At 63.3% G+C, this 24,677-nt stretch carries 25 protein-coding genes; 7 read left to right on the forward strand and 18 right to left on the reverse strand.

Annotated features, from left to right (window positions below; translation table 11 throughout):
* Positions 1-46 precede the first annotated feature (46 nt).
* Entirely contained in the window at positions 47-1,234 is a 1,188-nt protein-coding gene (locus EN850_RS05915; protein ID WP_136090822.1) for a Gfo/Idh/MocA family oxidoreductase, read from the forward strand.
* Positions 1,235-1,465: 231 nt separating this feature from the next.
* A complete protein-coding gene (locus tag EN850_RS05920; RefSeq protein WP_136090823.1) occupies positions 1,466-2,317 on the forward strand; it encodes a sugar phosphate isomerase/epimerase in 852 nt (283 codons plus the stop codon).
* Positions 2,318-2,479: 162 nt separating this feature from the next.
* Here the strand turns inward: EN850_RS05920 and phnE (EN850_RS05925) are convergent, their stop codons facing one another.
* The 12 genes from phnE (EN850_RS05925) to phnG form a co-directional block, all read right to left on the reverse strand.
* Entirely contained in the window at positions 2,480-3,847 is a 1,368-nt protein-coding gene (gene phnE, locus EN850_RS05925) for a phosphonate ABC transporter, permease protein PhnE (RefSeq protein ID WP_136090824.1), read from the reverse strand.
* A 3-nt stretch (positions 3,848-3,850) separates the two neighbouring features.
* A complete protein-coding gene (gene phnE / locus EN850_RS05930) occupies positions 3,851-4,807 on the reverse strand; it encodes a phosphonate ABC transporter, permease protein PhnE (RefSeq protein WP_136090825.1) in 957 nt (318 codons plus the stop codon).
* A 55-nt stretch (positions 4,808-4,862) separates the two neighbouring features.
* Positions 4,863-5,771: a phosphonate ABC transporter substrate-binding protein gene (phnD, locus tag EN850_RS05935; RefSeq protein ID WP_136090826.1), complete on the reverse strand. Its 909-nt coding sequence runs from the start codon at positions 5,769-5,771 to the stop codon at positions 4,863-4,865.
* Between the two features lie 110 nt (positions 5,772-5,881).
* Complete coding sequence (gene phnC, locus EN850_RS05940) at positions 5,882-6,739, reverse strand: phosphonate ABC transporter ATP-binding protein (protein WP_127277888.1); 858 nt, start codon at positions 6,737-6,739, stop codon at positions 5,882-5,884.
* Positions 6,740-6,868: 129 nt separating this feature from the next.
* Positions 6,869-7,579: a DUF1868 domain-containing protein gene (locus EN850_RS05945; protein ID WP_136090827.1), complete on the reverse strand. Its 711-nt coding sequence runs from the start codon at positions 7,577-7,579 to the stop codon at positions 6,869-6,871.
* A gap of 146 nt (positions 7,580-7,725) precedes the next feature.
* Positions 7,726-8,343, reverse strand: a complete 618-nt coding sequence (locus tag EN850_RS05950) for a DapH/DapD/GlmU-related protein (protein WP_135865817.1) — start codon at positions 8,341-8,343, stop codon at positions 7,726-7,728.
* On the reverse strand, positions 8,340-9,047 hold the full coding sequence (gene phnL / locus EN850_RS05955) for a phosphonate C-P lyase system protein PhnL (RefSeq protein ID WP_127277885.1): 708 nt from the start codon (positions 9,045-9,047) through the stop codon (positions 8,340-8,342). Before phnL ends, EN850_RS05950 begins: the two co-directional genes overlap by 4 nt.
* A 319-nt stretch (positions 9,048-9,366) precedes the next feature.
* Positions 9,367-10,143, reverse strand: a complete 777-nt coding sequence (gene phnK / locus EN850_RS05960) for a phosphonate C-P lyase system protein PhnK (protein ID WP_015315654.1) — start codon at positions 10,141-10,143, stop codon at positions 9,367-9,369.
* The gene (locus tag EN850_RS05965; protein ID WP_136090828.1) at positions 10,140-11,051 is read right to left on the reverse strand and encodes an alpha-D-ribose 1-methylphosphonate 5-phosphate C-P-lyase PhnJ; all 912 of its coding nucleotides are present in this window, start codon (positions 11,049-11,051) and stop codon (positions 10,140-10,142) included. The genes phnK and EN850_RS05965 overlap by 4 nt, the downstream gene beginning before the upstream one ends.
* Positions 11,048-12,160, reverse strand: coding sequence for a carbon-phosphorus lyase complex subunit PhnI (locus tag EN850_RS05970; protein WP_136090829.1), 1,113 nt, complete (start codon positions 12,158-12,160; stop codon positions 11,048-11,050). Before EN850_RS05970 ends, EN850_RS05965 begins: the two co-directional genes overlap by 4 nt.
* A 2-nt stretch (positions 12,161-12,162) precedes the next feature.
* On the reverse strand, positions 12,163-12,774 hold the full coding sequence (gene phnH / locus EN850_RS05975; protein ID WP_135865809.1) for a phosphonate C-P lyase system protein PhnH: 612 nt from the start codon (positions 12,772-12,774) through the stop codon (positions 12,163-12,165).
* Positions 12,774-13,235 (reverse strand): phosphonate C-P lyase system protein PhnG, encoded by a 462-nt coding sequence (gene phnG / locus EN850_RS05980; protein ID WP_127279888.1) that lies wholly within the window; start codon positions 13,233-13,235, stop codon positions 12,774-12,776. The genes phnH and phnG overlap by 1 nt, the downstream gene beginning before the upstream one ends.
* Before the next feature lie 109 nt (positions 13,236-13,344).
* On the opposite strand from phnG, the gene phnF reads away from it, so the two are divergent.
* Positions 13,345-14,094, forward strand: coding sequence for a phosphonate metabolism transcriptional regulator PhnF (phnF, locus tag EN850_RS05985; RefSeq protein WP_136090830.1), 750 nt, complete (start codon positions 13,345-13,347; stop codon positions 14,092-14,094).
* Positions 14,095-14,101: 7 nt separating this feature from the next.
* Here the strand turns inward: phnF and EN850_RS05990 are convergent, their stop codons facing one another.
* The 6 genes from EN850_RS05990 to EN850_RS06015 form a co-directional block, all read right to left on the reverse strand.
* Entirely contained in the window at positions 14,102-15,118 is a 1,017-nt protein-coding gene (locus EN850_RS05990; protein WP_136090831.1) for a zinc-binding alcohol dehydrogenase family protein, read from the reverse strand.
* A gap of 77 nt (positions 15,119-15,195) precedes the next feature.
* Positions 15,196-16,164, reverse strand: a complete 969-nt coding sequence (locus tag EN850_RS05995) for an ABC transporter permease (protein WP_027144667.1) — start codon at positions 16,162-16,164, stop codon at positions 15,196-15,198.
* Positions 16,161-17,714, reverse strand: a complete 1,554-nt coding sequence (locus tag EN850_RS06000) for a sugar ABC transporter ATP-binding protein (protein ID WP_135881438.1) — start codon at positions 17,712-17,714, stop codon at positions 16,161-16,163. The genes EN850_RS05995 and EN850_RS06000 overlap by 4 nt, the downstream gene beginning before the upstream one ends.
* Positions 17,715-17,873: 159 nt before the next feature.
* Positions 17,874-18,869 carry an ABC transporter substrate-binding protein gene (locus EN850_RS06005; protein ID WP_127872337.1) on the reverse strand — a complete coding sequence of 332 codons (996 nt, stop codon included), beginning with the start codon at positions 18,867-18,869 and terminating at the stop codon, positions 17,874-17,876.
* Positions 18,870-19,207: 338 nt separating this feature from the next.
* Positions 19,208-20,206 carry an aldo/keto reductase gene (locus EN850_RS06010; RefSeq protein WP_127277040.1) on the reverse strand — a complete coding sequence of 333 codons (999 nt, stop codon included), beginning with the start codon at positions 20,204-20,206 and terminating at the stop codon, positions 19,208-19,210.
* 63 nt (positions 20,207-20,269) lie between these two features.
* Complete coding sequence (locus EN850_RS06015; RefSeq protein WP_136090832.1) at positions 20,270-21,775, reverse strand: altronate dehydratase family protein; 1,506 nt, start codon at positions 21,773-21,775, stop codon at positions 20,270-20,272.
* Between the two features lie 237 nt (positions 21,776-22,012).
* On the opposite strand from EN850_RS06015, the gene EN850_RS06020 reads away from it, so the two are divergent.
* From EN850_RS06020 to EN850_RS06035, 4 genes are all read left to right on the forward strand, one after another.
* Positions 22,013-22,915, forward strand: coding sequence for a GntR family transcriptional regulator (locus tag EN850_RS06020; RefSeq protein ID WP_136090833.1), 903 nt, complete (start codon positions 22,013-22,015; stop codon positions 22,913-22,915).
* A gap of 120 nt (positions 22,916-23,035) precedes the next feature.
* Positions 23,036-23,392, forward strand: coding sequence for a DUF2946 family protein (locus EN850_RS06025; RefSeq protein WP_136090998.1), 357 nt, complete (start codon positions 23,036-23,038; stop codon positions 23,390-23,392).
* Between the two features lie 96 nt (positions 23,393-23,488).
* Positions 23,489-24,028: a copper chaperone PCu(A)C gene (locus EN850_RS06030; protein ID WP_127277046.1), complete on the forward strand. Its 540-nt coding sequence runs from the start codon at positions 23,489-23,491 to the stop codon at positions 24,026-24,028.
* 39 nt (positions 24,029-24,067) lie between these two features.
* On the forward strand, positions 24,068-24,586 hold the full coding sequence (locus tag EN850_RS06035; protein WP_127872340.1) for a YcnI family protein: 519 nt from the start codon (positions 24,068-24,070) through the stop codon (positions 24,584-24,586).
* Positions 24,587-24,677 lie beyond the last annotated feature (91 nt).

Here is a 24,677-nt window from a genome sequence, read left to right on the forward strand (position 1 = left end):
GCTTTCGCTCCCTTTGGGGAGGGTATTTCATACGAGGGAGAAAAATATGGTTGGCGCATCGAAGTCGGAAACGGGAGGCGGCCCGATCCGCTACGGCATGGTCGGCGGCGGGCAAGGCGCCTTCATCGGCGCGGTGCACCGGATCGCGGCGCGACTGGACAATGATTTCCTGCTCGTCGCGGGCGCCCTGTCGTCCGATCCGGCACGCGCCAAGGCCTCGGCCGCTGAACTCGGGCTCGATCCCTCGCGCAGCTATGCGTCCTACGCGGAAATGGCCAAGGCCGAGGCGAAGCGCCCGGACGGCATCGAGGCGGTGGCCATCGTCACTCCCAACAACGTCCATGTGCCGGCGGCCAGGGCTTTCCTCGAAGCAGGCATTCACGTGATCTGCGACAAGCCGCTGGCAACCACGCTGGCCGAGGCGAAAAAGCTTGCGGCGATAGTCGAAAAGACCGGCAAGGTGTTCGTGCTCACCCACAATTACACCGCCTATCCGATGGTGCGGCAGGCGCGCGAAATGGTGGCCAAGGGCGTGCTTGGCGACATCCGCATCGTGCAGTCGGAATATCCGCAGGACTGGCTGACCGAGGACCTCGCCGCCACCGGCCAGAAGCAGGCGTCGTGGCGCGGCGATCCCAAGCAGGCGGGGGCCGGCGGCGCGCTCGGCGACATCGGCACGCATGCCTACAACCTCGCCCGCTTCGTCTCCGGGCTTGAGCTCGACTCCCTGTCGGCCGATCTCGATGCCTTCGTGCCGGGGAGGCTGCTCGACGACAACGTCAACGTCATGCTGCGTTTCAAACCGGCGGGAAAAACGCATCCGGCCAAGGGCATGATCTGGGCGAGCCAGGTGGCGCCCGGTCATGAGAACGGCTTGAAGCTGCGCATCTACGGTTCGAAGGGCGGGCTGGAGTGGGTGCAGGCCGATCCCAACTATCTCTGGTACACGCCGTTCGGCCAGCCGAAACAGTTGATCACCCGTAACGGCGCCGGCGCGTTGCCGGTGGCAGGCCGCGTCAGCCGCGTTCCGTCAGGCCACCCCGAGGGCTATCTCGAGGGCTTCGCCAACATCTACCAGGAGGCCGCACGCGCCATCCGCGCGGCGCGCCGCAAAGGTGGCAAGCCGGCAAAGGATGTCGTCTTCCCGACCATTCAGGACGGCGTCGAGGGCATGGCCTTCATCGAAGCCTGTGTGAAGTCGTCGAAGAAGAACGGGGCGTGGACGAAGCTGTAAGGGTGCCTGGCGAGCGCGGAATTCCCCCTCACCCGGATCGCCAACCGAATTGCGAAGGGCAATTCCGGGCAATCCGGCCTCTCCCCGAGGGGAGAGGAGGGTGCCGGTGCCGACGCTAATTTTCTCTTCTCCCTCCCGGGGGAGAAGGTGGCCGCGTAGCGGCCGGATGAGGGGGGCTTGGCGCGAAGTTGGGGGGAACAACCAGCCGGCCTTAAAATGGGGAGGGCGTCGATGAAAATCGGCATGTGCATGTTCTTGTGGACGACGGCGGTGTCGAAGAAGCACGAGCCATTGCTTCGCGACATCAAGGCAACCGGCTTTGACGGTGTCGAGATACCGATCTTCGTCGGTACGCCGGACAACTACAGGAAACTGGGCGAATTGCTCGACCGCATCGGGCTGGAGCGGACCGCTGTTTCAGCCATGGGCGATCCGGCGATGAACCTGATCTCGGCCGATGCGGCAACGCGCAAGGCTGGTGTGGATTACATGAAATGGGCCATCGATTGCGCCGATGCGCTTGGCGCCCGCACGCTGAGCGGACCGCTGCATTCGACGCTGGGCGCCTTTTCCGGAGCCGGGCCGACAGCCGCCGAGAAAAAACGCTCCGTCGCCTCGCAGCGCGCCATTGGTGACCATGCCGGCAAGCGCAACGTCACCATCGGGCTCGAGGCGCTGAACCGCTTCGAATGCTATCTTCTCAACACCATGGCCGACCTGTCGGAGCATGTCGACGTCATCGACCGGCCGCACATCAAGGCGATGTACGACACGTTCCACGCCAATATCGAGGAGGCCGACCCGATCGGCGCTTATACGAAGCACCGCAGGAATGTCGTGCATATCCACATATCGGAGAACGATCGCGGCGTGCCGGGGCGCGGCAACATTCCCTGGAAAGAGACTTTCGCGGCGATCCGCAAGAGCGGCTATGACGACTGGCTGACCATCGAGGCGTTCGGGCGCTCGCTGAAGGATCTGGCGGCGGCGACGAAAGTGTGGCGCGATTTTTCCGAGACGCCGGAAGCGGTCTATCGCGAGGGATACAAGCATATCAGGGACGGGTGGAAGAAGGCGGCTTAGGCTTAGGGCACGTCGATATTCGGGTGAGGCCGGTCTGCAAATGCAGGGTTCCTGCGCTTCCGGTGCTCACCTACCCAAAAAGTACGCTCCGCTCCGGTTCTCGTAACCCTGCATTTTCGACTCGGCCTGACCCGAATCTCAACATGCCCTGAGGCGAGATCGTTATCCCTGCTGGGCCTGGATCCTATTGTAGTCGTGGATCGTCCGGCTCAACCTGCGGCGCAGGAAGTTGGATATGTTGTCGAAGATGAAGACGACGAGCAGGATCAGCAGAACCATGTAGAAGACGTTGGCCCAGTTGGAGTTGGTGCGCATCGCTTCCCACAGTTTCAGGCCAATGCCGCCGGCGCCGACCGCGCCGATGATGGTGGCGCCCCTGGTGTTGGATTCCCACTGGTAGAGGGTCTGACTGATGAAGATCGGGATCACTTCGGGCATAACGCCGTAGCGCTGCACCAAAAGGCCGTTGGCGCCGGTCGAAAGCACCCCTTCACGTGGCTTGTCGTCGATGTTCTCCAGACCTTCCGAATAGACTTTGCCGAGCGTGCCGATCTCGGTGAAGAAGATCGCGGCACTCCCGGCCAGCGGGCCGGGGCCGAAGGCGCGGGTGAAGAACAGCGCCCAGATCAGCATGTCGACCGAGCGCATGAAGTCGAAGAAGCGCTTGAGCCCCTGGCTGAGCACGCCGCTTGGCGTAATGTTGCGCGCCGCGAAGAAGGCAAGCGGGAAGGCGACGATGCCGCCGAGCAGCGTGCCGAGGAAAGCCATGACGATGGTCTGCAGGAGCTTCGTCCAGACGTCGCCGTGCTGCCATTGGGCGTTGTTCCAGATGTTGTCGCCGGCCAGCGCGAGGTTCGAGGTGCCTGGTTTCAGCTCGGGTCCCGATATGATCAGCGAAATCACTTGCCCCACTGATTTGCCGAAGAAAGGCGAGCGTGTGTCGAAGACGAAGTTCGCCCAGCCGAGGAAGCGCTTGCGCACCTTGACCCGGTCGACGGTGACGCGCACCTCGCCGACAAAGCCCATCTTGGCGACCACCTCGTCATCGTGAACCGTCATCCAGTCGGGCACCGGACCCGAGACCACCGGCTTGCCGCTGGTCAGCGCCACCGGCACTGTCTGTCCATTGGCGACAATCGTCGCATAGGTCTTGTCGAAGGTGACGGATTTGGCCTGGCCGTCGATCCGCACGGTGAAGGACCCGTCGGCATTCTTGATTACCCAATCCGGATTGGGATTGTCGCCCAGTGCGGAGAAACGCGGATATTTGGGCATGATCTCCGGCTGGTCGAGACGGAATTCCGGCTGCAGATCGTAGCTGATCCACTGCGTCAGGAAGAGTGGCAGTCGCTCCCAATGCGATTCACGCAATACCTGCGGCAGGCTGAAGAACCACAAGGCATAGACCAGATAGAGGAGAGTGCCAACGAACAGGAGCAGCGGACCGAAGCGCTTGTATGCGGGGCGCCGGAAAACCTGCGGGTGGCGCGCCTCGATCGACAGCATCTCCTCGGCGGTCATGGTTGCCATGATCTATGCCCCCATCATAAAGGCTTGTTCGCCGACCAGCTTGCGGCGAAGCCAGGCGGAAAACTGATCGATGATGAAGATGGTCGTGAACAGCAGCAACACCAGCGCCAGCGTCTTGGCGCCGAAGCCGCGCGAGATGGACAGCTTCAGCTCTTCGCCGATGCCGCCGCCGCCGACGGCGCCGATGATGGTCGAGGCCCGCACGTTGATCTCGACCCGCAGCAGCGTATAGGACACGAAATTGGGCAACACCTGCGGAAGGTCGGCGAAGCGCACCCGCTCGAACCAGTTGGCGCCGACCGCCGTCAGGCCTTCCTCGGCGCGCATGTCGATGTTCTCGTTGATCTCGTAGAACAGCTTGCCGAGTGCGCCGATCGAATGCAGGCCGATGGCGATTATGGCGGCGATCGGACCGGTCGAGACGATTGCCGCGAAGAGGCCGGCGATGACGATTTCCGGAAAGGCACGCAGCAATTCCATGAAACGCTTGACCACCAGCCTCAGTGCCGGATGGGGCGTCAGGTTGCGCGCCGCGATGAAGGAAAAAGGCACCGCGAAGATGAAGCCGATGAAGGTCGAAACCAGCGCCACGTTCACCGTGGTCAGCATCAGCTCGAAATATTCGGGGACGTAGAAACCGCCCCAGATATAGATGCGGCCAAGCGGGAAGTTGAATTCCTGGGTGCCGGTATCATGCGGCGAGGCGATGTCGAACAGCGCTCGCCAGACGTCGTTCCAGTCTTTCGGGACCAGCCAGCTCAGGAAATCCAGTATGTGCGGCAGCCGGTCGAAGAAATGCCCGGCATTGGCTTCGTCGGCGAACCACATGCTGGAAAGCATCGCGGCAAGCAGGAGGCCGACGCCGAGCACGGTATAGAACCGGCGCAGCGACGTCTGGCGTCGCCAGGTATCGGCCGTCTGGTGAATGCCGTCGGAGGGGGCTGTCACGGAAAGGGTCATGATCGGAGATGCAAAAAGGGCGGTGTTTTGAACACCGCCCCTTCCGATTTCGCCGTTAGCCGCCGATGGCTGCCTTACGGGCTTCGACGATGACGTTGTAGAAGTCGGGCTTCACCGGAACGTAGCCGGTAAAATCGCCGCCTTCGACGCCTTCGAAGCAAGCCTTGTCCTTCTTGGGCAGATCAGTGAAGAAGGCGGTCAGCTTGGCGGTCATGTCGTCGCCGAGCGCGGTGCGCACGACCAGCGGGCCGTTCGGGATCAGGCCCGAGCGCCAGACTTCGACGAAGTCGTTGGGGTCGACGGCGCCCTTGGCGACTTCCTTGTGGAAAGTGCCGGAGGTGTAGCCGTTCTTGAAGTCGCCGATGCCCGAGGAATCGTCAACCGCGACGTCGACCTTGCCATCACGCACGGCCAGAACGTTGTTTTCGTGGCCGCCATTGAACTGGGTCGAAGCGAAGAAGGTCTCGTTCGAAGCGCCGGTGTCCTTCGGAATCTGGGTCAGCGGGATCAAATAGCCGGAAGTCGAATCCGGATCGGCATAGCCAAGCTTCTTGCCCTTGGCCGACTTGATGTCGGTGATCCCCGAGGTCTTCAGCGCCAGGCCGATCGAATAATAGCCGGTGGCGCCGTCGGTCTGCTTGGTGGTGAGGATCGGGGTGACGGCTTTCGGGTCCTTCAGGACAACGCTGGCATAGCCGGAGGCGCCGAGTTCGGCGAAGTCGAGCGTGCCGCCGAGCAGGCCCTGGATGACGCCGTCATAGTCGGCGGCGGGAAACAGCGAAACCTTCTCGAAGCCGAACTCGGTCTTCAGGTGGTCGGCCAGGCACTGGTAGTTGCGCAGCCGGTCGGTTTCGTTTTCGCCGCCGAGAATGCCGACGCGAAATTCCTTCATGTCGGCGGCGTGGGCAATGCTGGTGGCCATGGCGAGCACCGAAACGGCGCCGAAAACCATCTTCCTGAACATTGATGTCTCTCCTGTAAGTTCCGGCCCCGCGCCGGCAGCGTTCTTGATCTTGACAAGTGCCCTTGACGCGGGCGGACGATCCAGGCGCTCGCTACTGGCCCGTAACGGGCTCAGTATCCCGGGAATGCGGGTTCGAGCGGTCCGGCGGATGCGGCGATTTTCTGCTTGAAGGCAGCGCTGGTGGAGGTGATGGTCTCCGATATCTCGCCGCCATTGCTGTCAGCGCCGTAGACAAGACGCACAGCTTCGCGGTTGAGCTCTTCGGGCGGCCCGTCGAAGACGACCTTGCCGGCAGCCATGCCGATGATGCGGTTGCAATAGGTGCGGGCGGTATCGAGCGTATGAAGATTGGTGACGACGGTTATGCCTTCGCGCAGATTGATGTCCTGCAACGAATCCATCACCACCTTGGCATTGAGCGGGTCGAGCGAGGCGATCGGCTCGTCGGCCAGGATCACCCTGGGCTGCTGCATCATGGCGCGGGCGATGGCAACCCGCTGCTGCTGTCCGCCCGACAGGGTGCCGGCGGGCTGAAGTGCGGTGCGGGCGATGTCGAGCCGCTCGAGCGCGGCGACCGCTTCCGCGCACTCGGCGCGCGAAAACATGCCGAGAAGGTTGGACAGGGTCGAACGGTGGTTCAATTTGCCGAGCAGTACGTTGGTCAGCACGTCGAGGCGCGGCACCAGGTTGAATTGCTGGAAGATCATGGCGCAGTCGCGCTGCCAGCGGCGCAGCGGCGACCCGCGCAACCGGGAAACCTCGGCGCCGTCAAAAAAAATCGACCCCTGGCTGGGGTCAACAAGACGGTTGATCATGCGAAGCAGAGTTGATTTGCCCGCGCCCGAACGACCAATGACACCAACCATCTGCCCCTGCGGGATCGAGATGTTGACGTCGCTGACGGCGGTGTTCTTGCCAAATCGTCGGCTGACACCGCGGATTTCGAGCGTGGCAGAGCTTGCTGACATGGGCTGGTTCCAGTCCGGTCCATATTGATCGTCAGGCACTCGCCTAACGCAGCCACATGAACCTGCCATGTCGCCAGCATGTCAGTTTTGTTACGCTCCACAGATACGACGGCCGCGTCCTGCTGGCGATCAGCCGAGCACCAGCAATTCCTCGAAATGCTTCATGTCGCGGAATGCGCAGAAGGCGGGCGGCTTGATCTCGATCACCGGGGCCTCCCGGCCGAAAAGCGCCAGGCTCTCATCGAACAGCGCCTGCCAGGCAGCAGCCCTGTCGTCGGCGAGACGCTGGATCTGATAGGCGAAGGTGACGTGGAAGACGTAGGCCTCATGGTCGGGGTGCCGGTAGCCGAACGGCACAGCCAGTGCATCGCGCCATGCACGCATGATGCGCACATCCTCGTCGGTCGCGCCGGCAACGGTGAGGCCGGTCGGCACGATCTCGACCACCTTGATATTGAACGGGCCGGCGCCCTGGAAGCCTCTCAGGCGCTCCAGATAGAGGCGGGTCATGGCGTCGATGCCGGTGTCGAGCGGCACGTCCCGCGGCCAGAAGGGCAAGCGGCGGCGATATTCGATGATACCCTGAAACAGCGTCATGTGCAGGCTGGAAACCGGCGTGAAGGCGAGGCGGTCGGCGTCCGGCATCGCCATCATCCGATCGCGCACCGCAAGCACAACGGCTTCCGATGGTGAGCCGCTGACCAGATGGCTGACGACGGTATTGCCGGGTTCGATCAGGAAATTGCCGGAAGTGTCATAACGCGTGCCGAGATGTGTCGGCGGCATCGGATTGGAGCCGGCAAAGAATCCAGCGAGCGAGGGTCTGACAGTGTCGGGCATGGCGATCTCCTTGGGAGATGGCGTCCTGTCCGAGTCCTGTGTCAGGGATATGAACAGGGCCGCCATATGACGATGATGTGGGCGGCTATGTCTCTTCACCTGACACAATTCCAGGAAAACCGGTTCTCCCTTTTCCTGGAATTGTCCTATCCCTCGTACTTCTCCAGGAACGCCTCGGCGGACAGTTCGCGGAAATCGTCGAGCGAGGCTCGCAGCCTGGCATGGTCCCAATCCCACCAGGCAAGCGCCTGGTAGCGTTCGGCGGTGCGGCGGTCGAAGCGTTCGCGGATCGGTTTGGCCGGCACACCGGCGACGATGGTGTAGGGCGCGACGTCCCTGGAGACGACCGCTCCGGCGCCAACCGCGGCACCGTCACCGACGGTCACGCCAGGCAGGACGGTCGAGCCGTGGCCGAGCCAGGTGTCGTGGCCGATGGTGACGCGCTTGGCGCGACGCTCAGCGAAGAATTCGCTCTCATGCTCGGCGTCATCCCAATAGTCCGACGCGCGGTAGGTGAAGTGGTGCAGCGTCGGCCGCCAGGTCGGATGGTTGGTGGCGTTGAGGCGCACGCTTGCCGCGATGTTGGCAAACTTGCCGATGGTCGCGCACCAGACGGCGCAGTCCTGCATCATGTAGGAATAGTCGCCGAGTTCGCTTTCCGACACCCGGCTGCGGTCGGCGATCTCGGTCCAGCGGCCGAGCGTCGAGTTGTGCACCTCCGCTGAGGGGTGGACCAGCGGCGTCTCCGACAATTTCCTGGTCATGCGGCGAGTTTTCCCGGGGCGAAGGCGGTGACGTCGATGATGCGGTCGGCCACCGCCTCGCGCACATCGTGGTCGTGGAAGATGCCGAGCAGGGCGACGCCGGCCAGCTTCTTGGCGGCGATGAGTTCGATCACCACGTCGCGGTTGGTGGCGTCGAGCGATGCGGTCGGCTCGTCGAGCAGCAGGATCGGATGCTCGGTGATGAAGCCGCGCGCGATGTTGACGCGCTGCTGCTCGCCGCCGGAGAAGGTTGCCGGCGGCAGCATCCAGAGTTTTTCCGGCAGGTTCAGCTGGGCCAGCAAGGCGCGGGCCTTGGCTCGGGCGGCCTCGCGCTGCTCGCCGCGTTCGACCAGCGGCTCGGCGACGACATCGAGAGCCGAGACGCGCGGCACGGTGCGCAGGAACTGGCTGACATAGCCGATCGTTTGCCGGCGAACGGAAAGCACGGTGCGCGGGCTGGCATGGGCGAGATCGATCAACCCGTCCTCGTGCGTGACGATGATCTGGCCTTCGTCGACGGCGTAGTTGCCGTAGAGCATCTTCAGGATCGAGCTCTTGCCGGCACCGGAGGGGCCGCCGAGCACGGTGCATTCGCCCGCCTTGATGGAGAAGGAGACGCCGGAGACGACAGGCAGCTTGATGCCGTCGCGAAGATGCATGGTGAAGCTCTTGGCGACGTCGGAGACAACGAGAGGGGTCGGCATCAGAAGGTTCTCCAATTGTCGTCGGTCGGCGGGAGGATACGGCTCTTTCTCCCCGTCACTATACGGGGAGAAATGTCCGGCAGGACAATGAGGGGCAGCGCCGAGGTCCGGTTGAGAAGTTGCTTTGGGCAGGGCGAGGCTAACGGGACAGCATAAGCGTCCACAGCGCGCGTTCCCGCCACGTCAGCGTCGCCCCTCATCGCCCTGCCGGGCACTTCTCCCCGTATAGTGACGGGGAGAAGGGGCGGTGTCGGGCGGTTTCGCCAATCTCCAACGTTGCAAAATGCGCCTGGCAGATGGGGGTGACCTGGTGCCATCGTCACACCTGAAGTATCGAGGAAACGAGCAATTGCGTGTAGGGCGCGCGCGGATCGTCGAGCACACGGTCGGTGAGGCCGCTTTCGACCACGCGGCCGTCCTTCATCACCATCATGCGCTGTGACAGAAGCCGCGCCACGGCAAGGTCGTGGGTGACGACGATCGCGGCAAGACCAAGGTCGGTGACCAGACCGCGCAGGAGATCAAGCAGGCGGGCCTGCACGGAAACATCGAGGCCGCCGGTCGGCTCGTCCATGAACACCAGCCGTGGCCCGGTGACGAGATTGCGGGCGATCTGCAGGCGCTGGCGCATGCCGCCGGAAAAGGCGCGGGGTTCGTCGTCGATGCGGTCTTCCTCGATCTCGACGCGCGACAGCCAGTCGACCGCAGTGGCGCGGATCTTGCCATAATGGCGGTCTCCGACCGCCATCAGACGCTCGCCGACATTGGCGCCGGCCGAAACCGTCATGCGCAGGCCATCGGCGGGGTTCTGATGGACAAAGCCCCAGTCGGTGCGCATCAGGAAGCGGCGCTCGGCCTCGCTCATGCGGTAGAGTTCGCGGAACTGGCCGTCACGCATGCGGTAGCTGGCGGTGCCGGAGGAAGGCAGCAGCCGCGTCGACAGGCAGTTGAGCAGCGTGGTCTTGCCGGAACCGGACTCGCCGACGACAGCCAGGACTTCGCCGGGCCACAGGTCGAAGGAGACGTTGTCGCAGCCAACGCGCGAGCCGTAGAATTTGGAGAGCGCCGAGACGCGCAACAGCGGTTCGTCGGTCATTGGGCCGGCTCCATGTTTGCTGGCGCCAGATGGGTCTCGGGGGCAAGGTGGCCGCGATGGCCCTCTTCGCGCCTCTTCTCGCAGTGGTCGGTGTCGGAGCAGACGAACATGTGGCCGCCATGGTCGTCGAGGATGACCTCGTCGAGATAGACGTTCTCGGCCGCACAGAGCGCACAGGGCTGGTCGAAAGTCTGCACCTGAAACGGATGGTCCTCGAAGTCGAGGCTCACCACATCGGTGAAGGGAGGCACCGCGTAGATGCGCTTTTCGCGGCCGGCGCCGAACAGCTGCAAGGCCGGCGAGCGGTGCATTTTGGGATTGTCGAACTTCGGCGTCGGCGAGGGGTCCATGACATAACGGCCCTCGACCTTGACCGGATAGGCATAGGTGGTGGCGATGCGGCCGTGCTTGGCGATGTCCTCATAGAGCTTGACATGCATGAGGCCATACTCCTCCAGCGCATGCATCTTGCGCGTTTCGGTCTCGCGCGGCTCGAGGAAGCGCAGCGGCTCGGGAATGGGTACCTGGTAGACCAGCACCTGGCCGGCGGTCAGCGGATGCTCGGGGATGCGGTGGCGGGTCTGGATGATGCTGGCGGTGGCGGTATCGGTGGTGACAGTGACATTGGCGACCTTCTTGAAGAAGGCGCGGATCGACACAGCATTGGTGGTGTCGTCGGCGCCCTGGTCGATGACCTTCAGCACGTCGTCGGGGCCGATGATCGAGGCGGTGACCTGGACGCCGCCGGTGCCCCAACCGTAGGGCATCGGCATTTCGCGCGAGGCGAACGGCACCTGGTAGCCAGGAATGGCGATGCCCTTGAGGATCGCGCGGCGGATCATCCGCTTGGTCTGTTCGTCGAGATAGGCGAAGTTGTAGGTGGCGATGTCGGTCGGTTGCGCAGTCATTCCGCTGCCTCCTTCGTTTCTTCCGCCTTCGCTGGATTTTCGCGGGCCTCATACTCGGCGCGCATGCGGCGCACGAGGTCGAGTTCGGCCTGGAAGTCGACATAATGCGGCAGTTTCAAATGCTCGACGAAGCCGGTCGCCTGGACATTGTCGGAATGCGATATGACGAACTCCTCGTCCTGCGCGGCGGCAACGACGTCCTCGCCCAACTCGGAGGCGCGTAGCGCCCGGTCGCAGAGCGCCATGGCCATCGCCTTGCGCTCGCTCTGGCCGAAGACGAGGCCATAGCCGCGGGTGAATTGCGGCGGCGCCTTGGCCGAACCCTTGAACTGGTTGACCATCTGGCATTCGGTGACCCGCACCGTGCCGAGCGGCACCGCGAAGGGCAGTTCGGGAACGTCAAGCTCCAACTCGACCTCGCCTATGCGGATCTCGCCGACAAAGGGATGGTTGCGGGCGTAGCCGCGCTGCGTGGAATAGCCGAGCGCCAGCAGGAAACCCTCGTCGCCGCGTGACAGCGCCTGCAGGCGGATGTCGCGCGCCATCGGGAATTCCAGCGGCTCGCGGGTGATGTCGCCGGGGATGTGATCCTGCGGCATGTCGCCATCGGGCTCGATCAGGCCTTCGCGGGCGAGGATGGCCGAGACACGCGGCATGGGCTCGGCGCTGCCGGCGCGCTGCAGCGGTTCGGCGACATCGGCGCCGGCGGCAAGCTCGGGGTCGAGCAGGCGGTGCGTGTAATCGAAGGTCGGGCCAAGCAGCTGGCCGCCAGGCAGGTCCTTGTAGGTCGCCGAGACGCGCCGTTCGACCAGCATCGCGCTGGTGTCGATCGGTCTGGTGTAGCCGAAGCGCGGCAACGTGGTGCGGTAGGCACGCACCAGGAAAATCGCTTCGATCATGTCGCCGCGCGCCTGGACGATGGCGAGTGCGGCGAGTTCACGGTCATAGAGCGAGCCTTCGCTCATCACCCGGTCGACGCCCAGCGCCAGCTGCTCGACGATCTGGTCGAGGCGGAGCGCGGGCACCGAGCGGTCACCGCGCCGGCGGTCGGCAAGCAGGCCGTGGGCGTTGGCAATGGCGGCTTCGCCACCTTTTACCGCGACATACATCTTCAAGCCTCCATCGTCTTGATGCGCGTCGTGCGCGGCAGGCAGGCTACGCCTTCCGATGTGGCGAGGACGATGTCGACGCCGCGCGGAAAGCGCTTGTTGTTTTGCTTCCACTGCTCGACGAAATGGCGCGGCATTTGTGCCGGCGCGATCGTGGCGCTGGTTTCGATGCCGGGGCCTTCGAGCAACAGCGGGGTTCCTGAAGTGAGATCGCCGACCTGCAGGATCAGCGTCGTCGATCGATCGGGATAATCCTGCGTGCCTTGTGAAAAACCGTCGAGCGCCATCATCTCGGCCGGTGTGGCAACAAACGCGAAATGCGCGTCGGCCGGTGTGTTGGCAAGCGGCGCACCGGTGTGGAAACCAAGCCAGGAGCCGATCGCTGCGGAGGCGTGCAAGGCCGGGTCGAGCCAGAGCGGCGTGTCGTTGTCGCAGAGCGCCAGTGCAATGGCGCCTGATGTTGCCGAAAGCGGCGCCGGCGGGCGGGCCAGGCCCGGCAAGGGCTGGACGCTGCCCGGCCGCGCCATGGCGTCCATGACTGCCCGAAACACGGTCTGTGCGTTGAAGACCGGATCGGCGAAACCGCCCTCGATCGATTGTGCCGCGATATCCATCAATCTTCTCCGCGAACCATGGTGAAGAAATCCACTTTCGTCGCCGCCGTCTCGGCACGGCGTTTTTCGTGGGCAACGGTCAGAGCCGAGCGTAAGGGCGCAATGAGCCTGGTCTCGACCTCGGCGCGGCGGGCAGGGTCCTGCCAGAGCGCGTCGGCGATGGCCGCCAGCTTCGCCTTCTGCTTGTCGCGGCCAAGCGCGTAGCAATGACCGACCTGTCCTGACGGCAGCCGGACCGTGGCGCGGGTGACGGTCGCTTCGCCGACATTGAAGGGGGCGCCGCCGCCGCCGATGCGGCCACGCAGCGTGACCAGGCCAGTCTCGGGACCGCGCAGCAGCTCGGCTTGCGAAGGCAGGCCGGCCTCGTTCCAGAGCCGGACGATGTCGTCGCCGCTGGATTGCGCCAGCGTCGCCATGGCGGCTTTGCGCTCGGCCTGGTCGCGGGCTTCCTGTCCTCGCATCGGCAACTTTCCTCTTCGCAGATTTGTCTATTGATATAGACAACTATACAAATTATACATATTACCTAACGCGAGTCCATGACGGGTGCGTGACAGGCCGGGGGCAAACATGATCGGGCAGCAAGTGGCCGACAGCATCGAGCGGCGCAGCGGTGTTTCACTATGGCGCCAGATCGCCGACAGGATCCTGCAAGCGATTGCCATTGGCGATTTCGCCGAAAATGCCGCGCTGCCGCCCGAAGTCGCGCTGGCCGAGCGCTATGGCGTCAACCGTCACACCGTACGAAGCGCCATATCGGCCCTCGTGCAGGAGGGGGTGCTGCGGGCCGAGCAAGGGCGCGGCACGTTCGTCTTGTCGCGCAAGCGGCTGTCCTATCCGATCGGCGCGCGTACGCGCTTCTCGGCGGGCCTGCAGGGGCAGACGTCGGAACGACACATCGTGCTGTTCTCTTCATCGATCGAGCCGGCCAGCCAGCGTGTCGCCGAGGGTCTTGGCCTTGCCAGGGGCGCTGACGTGATGCGGCTGGAAACACGCGGCGAGGCCGACGGACGGTCCGTGTCGCGTGCTGCCAGCTGGTTCGATGCCAGACGCTTTGCCGGCATCGACGAGGCGATGGCGCAGACCGGTTCGATCACCGCGTCGCTCGCGCGTTTCGGTATCGACGATTATCTCAGGCAATCGACCGTGCTCTCGGCGCGCCATGCCGACGCCGCCGATCTTGCCGATCTCGATCTGCAGCCGGGCGCCATCGTGCTGGTCACGGTGGCGGTCAACGTCACGCCCGACGGCCAGCCGATCCAGTTTTCGGAGTCACGTTTTCCCGCGGAGCGGGTGGAGCTGAAGCTGTCGGCGCTGTAACGCCCGGCTATCCGATCTCGATCACGGCCTTGATCAGGCCCGACTTTTCATGGACCCAGCGTGCGAGATCCCCTGGCGTATCGGTCAGCGTGGTGCGGTGGGTGACGAGCTTGGCCAGCGGCACGGCGCCATTGCGGATCGAGGCGGCGACATGATCGAAATCGGCGCGCAGCGCATTGCGGCTGCCGACCAGCGTCATCTCGCGCTTGTGGAACTCGGGATCGGAAAAGACGATGTCGTCCTTGACGACGCTGACCAGCACCAGCGTGCCACCATGCGCGACATGGGCGAAGGCCGATTGCACCGAGGAGGTGTTGCCGGTGGCGTCGAAGACCACGTCGAAGCCTTCGCCACCAGTCGCGTCGCGCACCAGATCGGCAACCGGCGCTTGTGAGCCGTCAAGGACCGAGAAGCCGAGCTCGCTTGACGCGAAGCCCAGCCTTTCGCTGCTCATGTCGAGCAAGCTGACGTCGAGCCTGGCGATGCGGGCGAAGATGGCGGTGCCGAGGCCGATCGGACCGGCGCCGATGACCAGCGTGCGTGCACCGGGCTCGGAACGCGCGCGGCGCACGGCATGGGCGCCGATGGCCAGGAATTCGACGGCGGCGGCGTCGGCGAGCGACAGGCCGTTGGTGGGATAGAGGTTCTGCGTCGGCACCAGGATCTGTTCGCACATGGCGCCATCGCGATGCACGCCGAGCACTTCGATGCGCACACAGCAATTGGGCTTGCCGTGGCGGCAGGCGATGCATTTGCCGCAGGAGAGATAGGGGTTGATGATCACCGGTTCGCCGACCGCAAGACCGGCTCCTTCGCCGACTTCGACGACGGTGCCAGACACTTCGTGGCCCATGATGCGGGGGTAGGCGAGGAACGGGTGCTTGCCCTCGAAGATGTGATAGTCGGTGCCGCAGATGCCGACATGGCTGACCGCCACCAGTGCCCAGCCGGGAGGCGGCGAGCCGGGAGCGGGACGGTCTTCCAGAATGAGTTCGCCGGGCAAGCGGCAGACGACGGCTTTCATGGTTCGGTCCAATTTGGGTTTACGAAAACGCCGGCCCGTTTTGATACTGAGCCGGAGTTCGTTTTTCGGTTCGTTGACTACTTGCCGCCGCGGCGGCGCAGGCCATCGAAATAGACGATGACGATGATCAGCACGCCGGTGATGACACGCTGCCAGAAGGCGTTGACGTTGAGCAGGTTGGCGCCGTTGTTGATGGTCGCCAGGATGAACGCGCCGAGCAGTGGCCCGTGCACCGAGCCGACGGCGCCGAACAGTGAGGTGCCGCCGATCACCGACGAGGCGATCGCCTGCAGTTCCCACCCTTCGGCCTGGGTCGGGTTGCCGATGCCGATGCGCGAAGCCAAGAGCACGCCGACGAACGCCGCGCACAGACCTGACAGCGTGTAGGCCATGAAGATGGTGCGCTGGACGTTAACGCCGGACAGGCGCGAGGCCTCGGCGTTCGACCCAACCGAGAACAGATACCGGCCCCAGCGGCTGTGATGCAGGAAGACATAGGCGGGTATGCCGACCAGCAGGACCATCCAGAACAGATTGGGGACGCCGAGGAAGGAGTTACGCGAGAATTCCTGGAAAGCATCATTGTTGATCGAAATCGAATTGCCGTTGGTCATCAAGAGGCCAATGCCGCGCAGCGACGTCAGGGTCGCCAGCGTGATGATGAAAGGCGGCAGGCCCATCTTGACGATGCCAAAACCATGGAAGAGGCCGATGGCGACGCCGACCAGCAAGGTGAGCAGGATGGCGAGGAAGACCGGGACGCCGGCATTGATCAACATCGCGGCGATGACGGTTGCGAAACCGACCACCGCGCCGACGGACAGATCGATGCCGCCGGTGATGATGACGAAGGTCTGGCCGACAGCCAAAATGGCGATCATCGAACCCTGGCGCAGCAGATTCGAGATGTTGTTGGCCGACGCGAAGCTCGATGTGGATAACGACAGGATGACCCACAGCAGCACCAGCAGCGCCAGCAGCGTCAGTCCGAACAGGGCGTTGTAATTGCGCTTCGGTTTTTCGGCAGGAATCGCCTCGGTGCTCATGTCTTTCCTCCCAACTTTTCTTGTTTCTCGGCGAGCGCCTGTGTGAGAATGTCCTCATGATCGGCGGTGTGGAAGCCGTGCGTGGCCACCAGCTTGCCGCGGCGGAACACGTGCAGCGTGTCGGCCAGTTCATAGACTTCCGGCAAATAGGATGAGATCAGGATGATGCCGGCGCCCTTTGACAAGAGCGCGCTGAACAGGCGGTAGATTTCGGCCTTGGTGCCGACATCGACGCCAACCGTCGGCTCGTCGAAGATGAACAGCTTGGCGCCGTGGGCCAGCCATTTGCCGATGACGATCTTCTGCTGATTGCCGCCCGAAAGGCTGGAAGCCAACGCATGGCGCGTCGGCGTCTTGATCCTGAGGCCGGCGATCTGGCGGTCGGCCTCGGCCTTCTCTTTCGCGTTCGAGATCAACAGGTTGCGGGAGATGCGCTTGTAGATCGGCAGGTTGAGGTTGAGGCCAACCGGCAGGTTGAGACAAAGGCCCTGGTCGCGGCGGCTTTCCGGCGCCAGCGCCATGCCGAGCTTGATCGCGTCATGCTCGGAGTTGATCTGGACATCCTTACCTTCCCACAGGACCTGGCCGGCCGACTTCTTGTGCCGGCCGTAGAGCGTGGTGACGAATTCGCTGCGTCCGGCGCCGATCAGGCCGTAGAGCCCGACGATCTCGCCGGCACGGACTGTCATCGACACGTTTTCGAAGCCCTTGCCCGAGAGGTTCCTGGCCTCGACGATCGCGGCACCCGGAGTGAAATGATCCTTGTGGTAGATTTGTTCGATCGAGCGGTTGATCATCAGCTTGACGAGTTCGGCGTCATTGGTCTCGCTGATGTTCCTGGTGCCGACCAGCGTGCCGTCGCGCAGCACCGAAACACGATCGGCGAGCTCGAACACTTCCTCCATGCGATGGCTGATATAGATGATCGTCACGCCCTCCGACTTCAGCCGGCGGATCAAGGTGAAGAGCTGGTCGGCCTCCTTGCGGGTCAGGTAGGCGGTCGGCTCGTCGAAGATCAGGAACTTGGTGCCGCGCACGGTGGCGCGGGCGGCCGCGATCAGCTGCTGCTGGCCGATGGTGAGGTCACCGAGCATGACATGCGCCGGTAGGTCGAAGCCGAGGCCGTTGATGATCCTCTGCGCGTCTTTGACCATGGCGCGCTGTTGCAGGAGGCCGAAGCGGGACTCCTCCTCGCCTAAGAACATGTTGGCGGCGACGGTGAGATGGCGGCACAGCACCACCTCCTGGTGGACGGCGTTAATGCCCAGCGCCATCGCCTCGTGCGGGGTGGCCAAAGCCGCCGGCTTGCCCTCCCAGATGACCTCGCCGGAGGTACGCGGCATGACGCCGGTCAGAAGTTTTATGAGGGTCGATTTGCCGGCGCCGTTCTCGCCGACAATGGCGTGGATCTCGCCCGCCTTGAAGGCAAGGTGCACCGGCTTCAGCGCATGGGTGCCGGGGTAGCGCTTTTCGAGGCCGTTGAGTTCGAGGATCGTCCTGCCCGGCTGCAGCGTAGGGGCCGGGTGCAGTTCCTGCGCCGTCGACGTCATAACAATCCTCCCAGATTGGTCTCAATCGTTGGGTACGCAGCGATGCGTCTTGAACACGCATCTTGAAGGCGGAGCCTAAAGCACGCAGGCGAATTTCCAAATCGTCCGATGGATGTTTCCGGGGCGACGCCGCCCCGGAAACGATTGTCGCGACGCTGCTTATTTGAGCTTCGGGTTGAGCAGCGCGTCGATCTTGGGATCCTTCATATTGGCCTTGGTAACGAGGTTCGCGCCGGTGTCGACATTCGCCTCGACCTTCTCGCCCTTCGACGCGGCGAGTGCGGTCTTGATGCCGTCGTAGCCCATCCGGTACGGGTCCTGGACGACGAGGCCGGAGATGACGCCATCATTCAAGAACTTGATCAGCTTCTCGTCGCTGTCGAAGCCGATCAGCCCGACCTTGCCGGCAAGGTTGTTCTCGGCGATCGCCTGGCCGACGCCCTGCGCCATGATCAGATTGGAGGCAAAGATGCCCTTGAGGTCGGGATTGGCGGTGATCAGGTCGGTGGCGATGTTGAGGCCGGTGGTGGCCTGACCGTCGGCGTATTTGTCGGCGATAAGCTCGAGGCCCGGATACTTGGCCTTGATCTGTTCGATGAAGCCTTGCTTGCGCTGCTCGAGCGAACCAGCGCCGGGAAGCGCCGTGATCAGCGCGACCTTGCCTTCGACCTTGCCCCCATTGGCGGCACCGATGGCGGCGGCGAGACCGTCAGCGGCGACGCGGCCGCCCTGGACGTTGTCGGTGGTCAGGAAGGAGGTGAAGGCCTTGGAGTCGGCGCCAGAGTCGATGCCGATGACCTTGACCTTGGAGGCCGCCTCGTCGATCGGCTTGCCGAGCGCCTTGAACTCGGTCGGCGAGATGACGACGGCGGCCGGGTTGCTGGCGACGGCGTTTTCGAGGATCGAGATCTGGCCGTTGACGTCTGTTTCGGCCTGGGCGCCAAGCTCCGGCACATTGACGCCGAGATCCTTGCCGGCCTTGCGGGCGCCGGCCAGAACGATCTGCCAGTAGAAAGAGGTCGTATCCTTGACGATGATCGGAATGGTCACGTCGGCCGCCGAGGCGGGCGCGGAATGCATCGCGCCGGCAAGCATCGATGCTGCTGCCAGGGCCACGAAAGCGCGGCGGTTGAGAAGGCTGGTCACGAATTTCATTAGGTTCCTCCCTAAGTCGCCTGGTGAAGGTTTAGCTCCGTTCGGATAGGCGTGGCCCAAACGGAACTTTATCAATAAAAAACAGTTGCACTGTTTTGATAGTGCATCGATCCAGCCGATGCAAGCGGTGTTTCCAGTCCGTCCTCCAAAGGCCTGAGAATGCCTCGCCTACCAGCGCGGCTCCTTCCCTTGTCGTAGTCAGGCGCTCCCGTTTCCGTTCCGAGAACGTATGGAATATTAATTCCATATGCCAGTCAATATGGAATGTTCGTTCTTTTCTGGATCGCGACATTGTGAAGTCGGCCCCTGACCCTATGGACATCGCGAAGTACGGGGCCTCAAGCCAGTTCCTGCACCACCGTGTAGGGACGATACTTGGCATATTCCGTCTCCGGCACGTCGATATCGAGCAGTTCGAGGTTGCGCGTCAGGTTCGCCAATTTTGCCGTGCCGGTCAGCACGGTGGCGACGGCTGGCTCGTGCAAGGGAAACTGAAACGCGGCCGCCGGCAGCGGATAACCGCCTTCACCGGCGATCTTCTCCATGGCGTCGACGCGGTCGAGCACATCGTGGCTGGCGGGCTGGTAGTCGAAATGGGCGCCTTGCACCGGCCCGGTCGCCAATATGCCCGAGTTGAAAACGCCACCGATCACCAGCGACGTCTGTTGCGCACGGCACAGCGGCAGCAGTTCGGCTTCCGCGCTGCGGTCGAGCAAGGAATAACGGCTGGCGAGCAGGATGCAGTCGAGCGGCGCCCGGCGCATCACGTCAAGGCAGATTGGGACTTCGTTGACGCCGAGCCCATAGGCGGAAATCGTACCGGCCCGCTTCAACTCCTCAAGCGCCTTGAGCCCGCCATCCATCAGCTGGCGGAAATGCAGCTTGGTCTTCTCGACACCATGCGTGTAGACGCCGATGTCGTGCACATACAGGATGTCTATCCTGTTTAGCCCGAGGCGCGCATAGCTGAAGTCTACCGACCGCATAATGCCGTCATACGAATAGTCGTAGTCCAGCGCGAAGGGCAACGGATCGACATAGGAGTGGTCGGGAACCTGGTCTTCCGGCACCGGGCGGAACAGGCGGCCGACCTTGGTCGAAAGCACGTAGGAATCGCGTGGCTTGTAGCGCAAGAAGTCGCCGAAGCGACGCTCCGACAGGCCGAAACCGTAGAAGGGCGCGGTGTCGAAATAGCGCAAGCCCGCCTCCCAGGCGCCTTGCAGCGTTTCCATCGCCGCCTCGCGCGAACAGGCGCGGTAGAGGCCGCCGATCGCGGCGCCGCCAAAGCTGATCTCTGTGACCTCCAGCGCTGTCTGGCCGATGCGGCGTCTTTCCATGCACAACCTCCCCGTTCCCGGCCGTTGTCCAGCCCGGCAAGTTTATCAGATATTGCTTGAATTTCAGAGTGTCGCGCCGAGATGCCAGGGCACGAACTCGTTGTCGCCGTAGCCAAAATCCTCGCTCTTGGTCTTGCGGCCCGAAGCCGTCTCGACGATCAGTTCGAAGATCTCGCGGCCCATCCCGGCAATTGTCTTTTCGCCGGAAGCGATGACGCCGCAATTGACGTCCATGTCCTCTTCCATCTGGTGATACATGGTCGAGTTGGTGGCGACCTTGATCGAGGGTGTCGGCCGGCAGCCGAAGCAGGAACCGCGGCCGGTGGTGAAGACGATGACATTGGCGCCGCCCGCGACCTGTCCCGTGGCCGAGACCGGGTCGTAACCGGGCGTGTCCATGAACACCAGCCCGTTGCCGGTGACCTTCTCGGCGTAGCCGAACACGCCGTTGAGCGGCGTCTGGCCGCCCTTGGCGACGGCACCGAGCGACTTTTCCAGGATGGTGGTGAGGCCGCCGCGCTTGTTGCCGGGCGAGGGGTTGTTGTCGATCGAGGCGCCATGCTTGGCGACGTGATCTTCCCACCATTTCACATAGCCATCGAGCTTCTTGGCGACCTCGGGCGTCGCCGCGCGATAGGCGAGCAGATGCTCGGCGCCATAAATTTCCGTCGTCTCGGAGAGGATGCCGATGCCGCCGACGCCAGCGAGAATGTCGACCGCCGCGCCCAGCGCCGGATTGGCCGTGATGCCAGACATGCCGTCGGAGCCGCCGCATTGCAGGCCGACGACGATCTCGCTGACCGGAATCGGCTCGCGCTTCAACTGGCCGACTTCCTCTGATATCTCGGCCAGCACGCCCATCGCCTTTTCCACCGATTTGCGCGACCCGCCGGCATCCTGGATGTTGAAGTGGCGCTTGCCGGCGGCGGCACCCTTCTGGCCGTAGAGGGTGAGCTGGTTGACCTCGCAGCCGAGGCCGACCATCAGCACGCCGCCGAAATTCGGATGGCGGGCATAGCCGGCCAAGGTCCGGTGCAGCACCATCATGCCGTCGCCGGTACCGCTCATGCCACAACCCTGGCCATGGACGATCGGCACGAAGCCATCGATGCCGGGATATTTCGGCAGCAAGGTCCTGTTGGCCGTGTCGGCGATCGAATGGCAGACGGTGGCCGAACAATTGACGCTGGCGATGATGCCGATGAAGTTGCGCGTGCCGGCGCGGCCATCGGCTCGGCGATAGCCCATGAAAGTGCGGGCGCGGTCAGCTTCGGTTGCGTGCTCGGCTTCGCTCGGCGGCACCACCGGCAGCCGGCCGGCCTCGAAAACCAGATTGTGCGAATGGACGTGCTCGCCCGGCGCGATGTCCTGTGTGGCGCGGCCGATCGCCTGGGCGTATTTGACCACGGCTTCACCCGCGGCGATCGGCTTGATCGCCACCTTGTGGCCAGGCTCGATGACGGCGGCAGCGAGCGCGCCGTCCGGCAGCGTGGTGCCGATCTCGATACGGCCATTGGCAACGGCGACATTGTCGGCTGGAGATAGAAGAATGGTGTTCGAGGCGTTCACGGGCGTTTCCTGGGTGATCCTGGGATGCGCGGATTGACACGCGCCTGTTAAGAGATAATGTCTTTTATCGTGAAAAAACAGTTTTGCGTCAATTGTTTTTTCGCTCGGGTCGGCCCTTGGTGGCGCTGGAAACAATGAGCCTGGCCCAGTGAAAGCGATTCCTGCTTTCAGGGTCCTGGGAAGATCATATTGCGCTTCAAGCCGGCCGCCGCAAGCGCGGGGATGAATGGGTCAGGGATGTCGAAGAGCAACAACGTCTACAAGGATGCCTACAACCGGTGCCTCAGGCTGCTCGACGAGACGCGCAGCCTGCCGTCGGAACCCGAGCTGGGCGCGCTGCTCGGCGTCAGCCGCACGACCGTGCGCAGCATCCTGGCGCGTATGGAGGAAACCGGGCTGATCGCCTGGAACAAGCGCGCCAAGACGGTGCTGCGCGACCCGCATCCCGACGATTTCTTCCCCGAGGAAGAGACCGACACACTGGCCGAGATCATCGAGCGGTCGTTCATGCGGAGGCTGCTTGCCGGCGGCGCCGAGGCCGGCATGCAGATCAACGAGCTCGAACTGGCGCGTGAGATCGGTGTCGGCACCACCAGCGTGCGCGAGTTCCTGATCCGCTTCTCCCGTTTCGGCCTGATCGAGAAACGCCGCAACAGCCATTGGGTGCTGAAAGGTTTTACACGCGCCTTCGCGCTGGAACTGACCGAGATCCGCGAGATATTCGAATTGCGCTCGGCCGCCGCGTTCACCGCGCTGCCGCGGGATAGTCCGGTCTGGGGGGATCTCGACCGGCTGGAGGAGGAACACCGCGCTCTGGCGCGCGAGATCGCAATGCGCTTCAATGAGTTCTCGGAGCTGGACGAGCGCTTCCACCGGCTCATCCATCGCGCATCGCACAACCGCTTCATCGTTGATTTCTACGACGTCATCGCCATGATCTTCCATTACCATTACCAGTGGAACAAGGCGCAGGAACGCGAGCGCAACGAAGTCGCGATCGGCGAGCATCTATTCTATATCGAGGCACTCAAGTCGCGCGACCTCGGCAAGGTCGATGCAGCCTGCCGCAAGCATCTGAAGTCGGCACGCCAGACATTGCTGACCTCGATCCCGGAAAGCCGGCAACCCCAAAAGAGCTGATCCTGCCGCGTTGCCGCAGCAGCGAATTGGCGATTTTCGACCTGTCTCGGCCGTGCTAGGTATCGTCATCGATTGTTTGAAGAGGCAGATGGCTTGATCGGCCCGGGGAGACGGTGGAGCATTCCGGTCGCGCTTGTCGCGGCCTATTTGCTGTTGCTCCAGTCGACACTTGGTGCGTTCGCCTTCAGCACCGTGTCGAGTGCCGCGCAGCTCGACGCCTTCGGCAACGTCATCTGTACCCACGACGGCGCCTCCCAGCTTCCCGGCGGCGACCAGCATCCGTCCCACCTGCCGGCCTGCTGCATACTTGGCTGCAGCATGTTTTCGCCGGCCTATGCGCCGCCGCCCGATGCCGGGCTTGCACTTGCGTCCTTTTCCTTCGAGACCGTCGCCTTTGTCTTCCCGGCGGCCACGCATCTCGACTTCGCCCGCGAACGCTCCCCGTCGAACCCGCGCGCGCCGCCGCTGGCGGGTTGAGCCTGCTTGCTTGCGGAACCTTTCGCGAGCGTACTCATCCAAGATCAAAACCATTCGCGACCGGCGACGGCGCGATCATCACGTCATGGAGCAACCATGTCCCATTCTTTCCGTATAGCGGCGGGCACTTTGTTCAGCCGCATTCTGTCTCGCGTCCAGGAACGTTTCGGCGTTGCCGCCCTGGCTTTCGTGATCATGCTCGGCGGCGTCCAGACTGTCCTGGCGCATGAATTCAAACTCGGTGATCTCGAGATCGGGCATCCGTGGTCGCGTGCCACGCCGACCGGCGCCAAGGTGGCCGGCGGCTATTTCACCATCACCAACAATGGCAGCACGCCGGACCGGTTGCTGTCGATTACCTCCGACATCTCGGAAAAGGCCGAACTGCACGAGATGGGCGTCAAGGACGGCGTGATGACCATGCGGCCGGTCACCGGTGGTCTCGAAATTCCGGCCGGCGGCAAGGTCGTTTTGGGTCCCGGCAGCTATCATGTGATGTTCATGGATTTGAAGCAGCCACCCAAGCAAGGCGAGATGTTCGCCGCCACGCTGACCTTCGAAAAGGCCGGGACGGTGACGATCAAATTCGCCGTGCAAGCCATGGGCAGCGCGGCGCCTCAAGAAGACAATGATTGAACCGACCGTCGTACCGATCAGGATTCTAGAGGGACCATCATGATCAGATATCTTTTGGCGGCCGGCGCGTTTCTCGTGCTGGGGACAAATGCCGCCTTCCCGCACATCACGCTCGAGACCCAGGAGGCGGCGGTCGGCTCGACCTACAAGGCAGTGCTGCGCGTGCCGCATGGTTGCGACGGCAAGGCGACGACCGCCGTACGCGTGCAGATTCCGGAAGGGGTGATCGCGGTCAAGCCGATGCCCAAGCCTGGCTGGACGCTGCAGACCAAGAAGGGCAAGTACGAGAAGTCGTACCAGCTCTACGGCCAGGCGGTGGCCGACGGGGTGAAGGAAATCGACTGGAGCGGCGGCAATCTGCCGGATGAATTCTACGACGAGTTCGTCTTCCGGGCGACGCTGACGGCGGATTTGCCCGCCGGCCAGAAACTCTACTTCCCGGTGGTGCAGGAATGCGGCGATGCCGCCGCCCGCTGGATAGAGGTTCCGGCGGCCGGACAGGATGAGGACGCGCTTGAGAACCCGGCGCCCGGCATCAAGCTCACGCCGAAGAAATGATTTTCTGGCGGCGCGCCTGTCGGCAAGGTGCGCCGCCAATTCCATGGCGACAGCATGAACGAGAGATCCCCACTTCAAAGGCCCGCAACGA

The sequence above is a fragment of the Mesorhizobium sp. M8A.F.Ca.ET.207.01.1.1 genome (assembly GCF_004794715.1).
GTDB lineage: Bacteria > Pseudomonadota > Alphaproteobacteria > Rhizobiales > Rhizobiaceae > Mesorhizobium.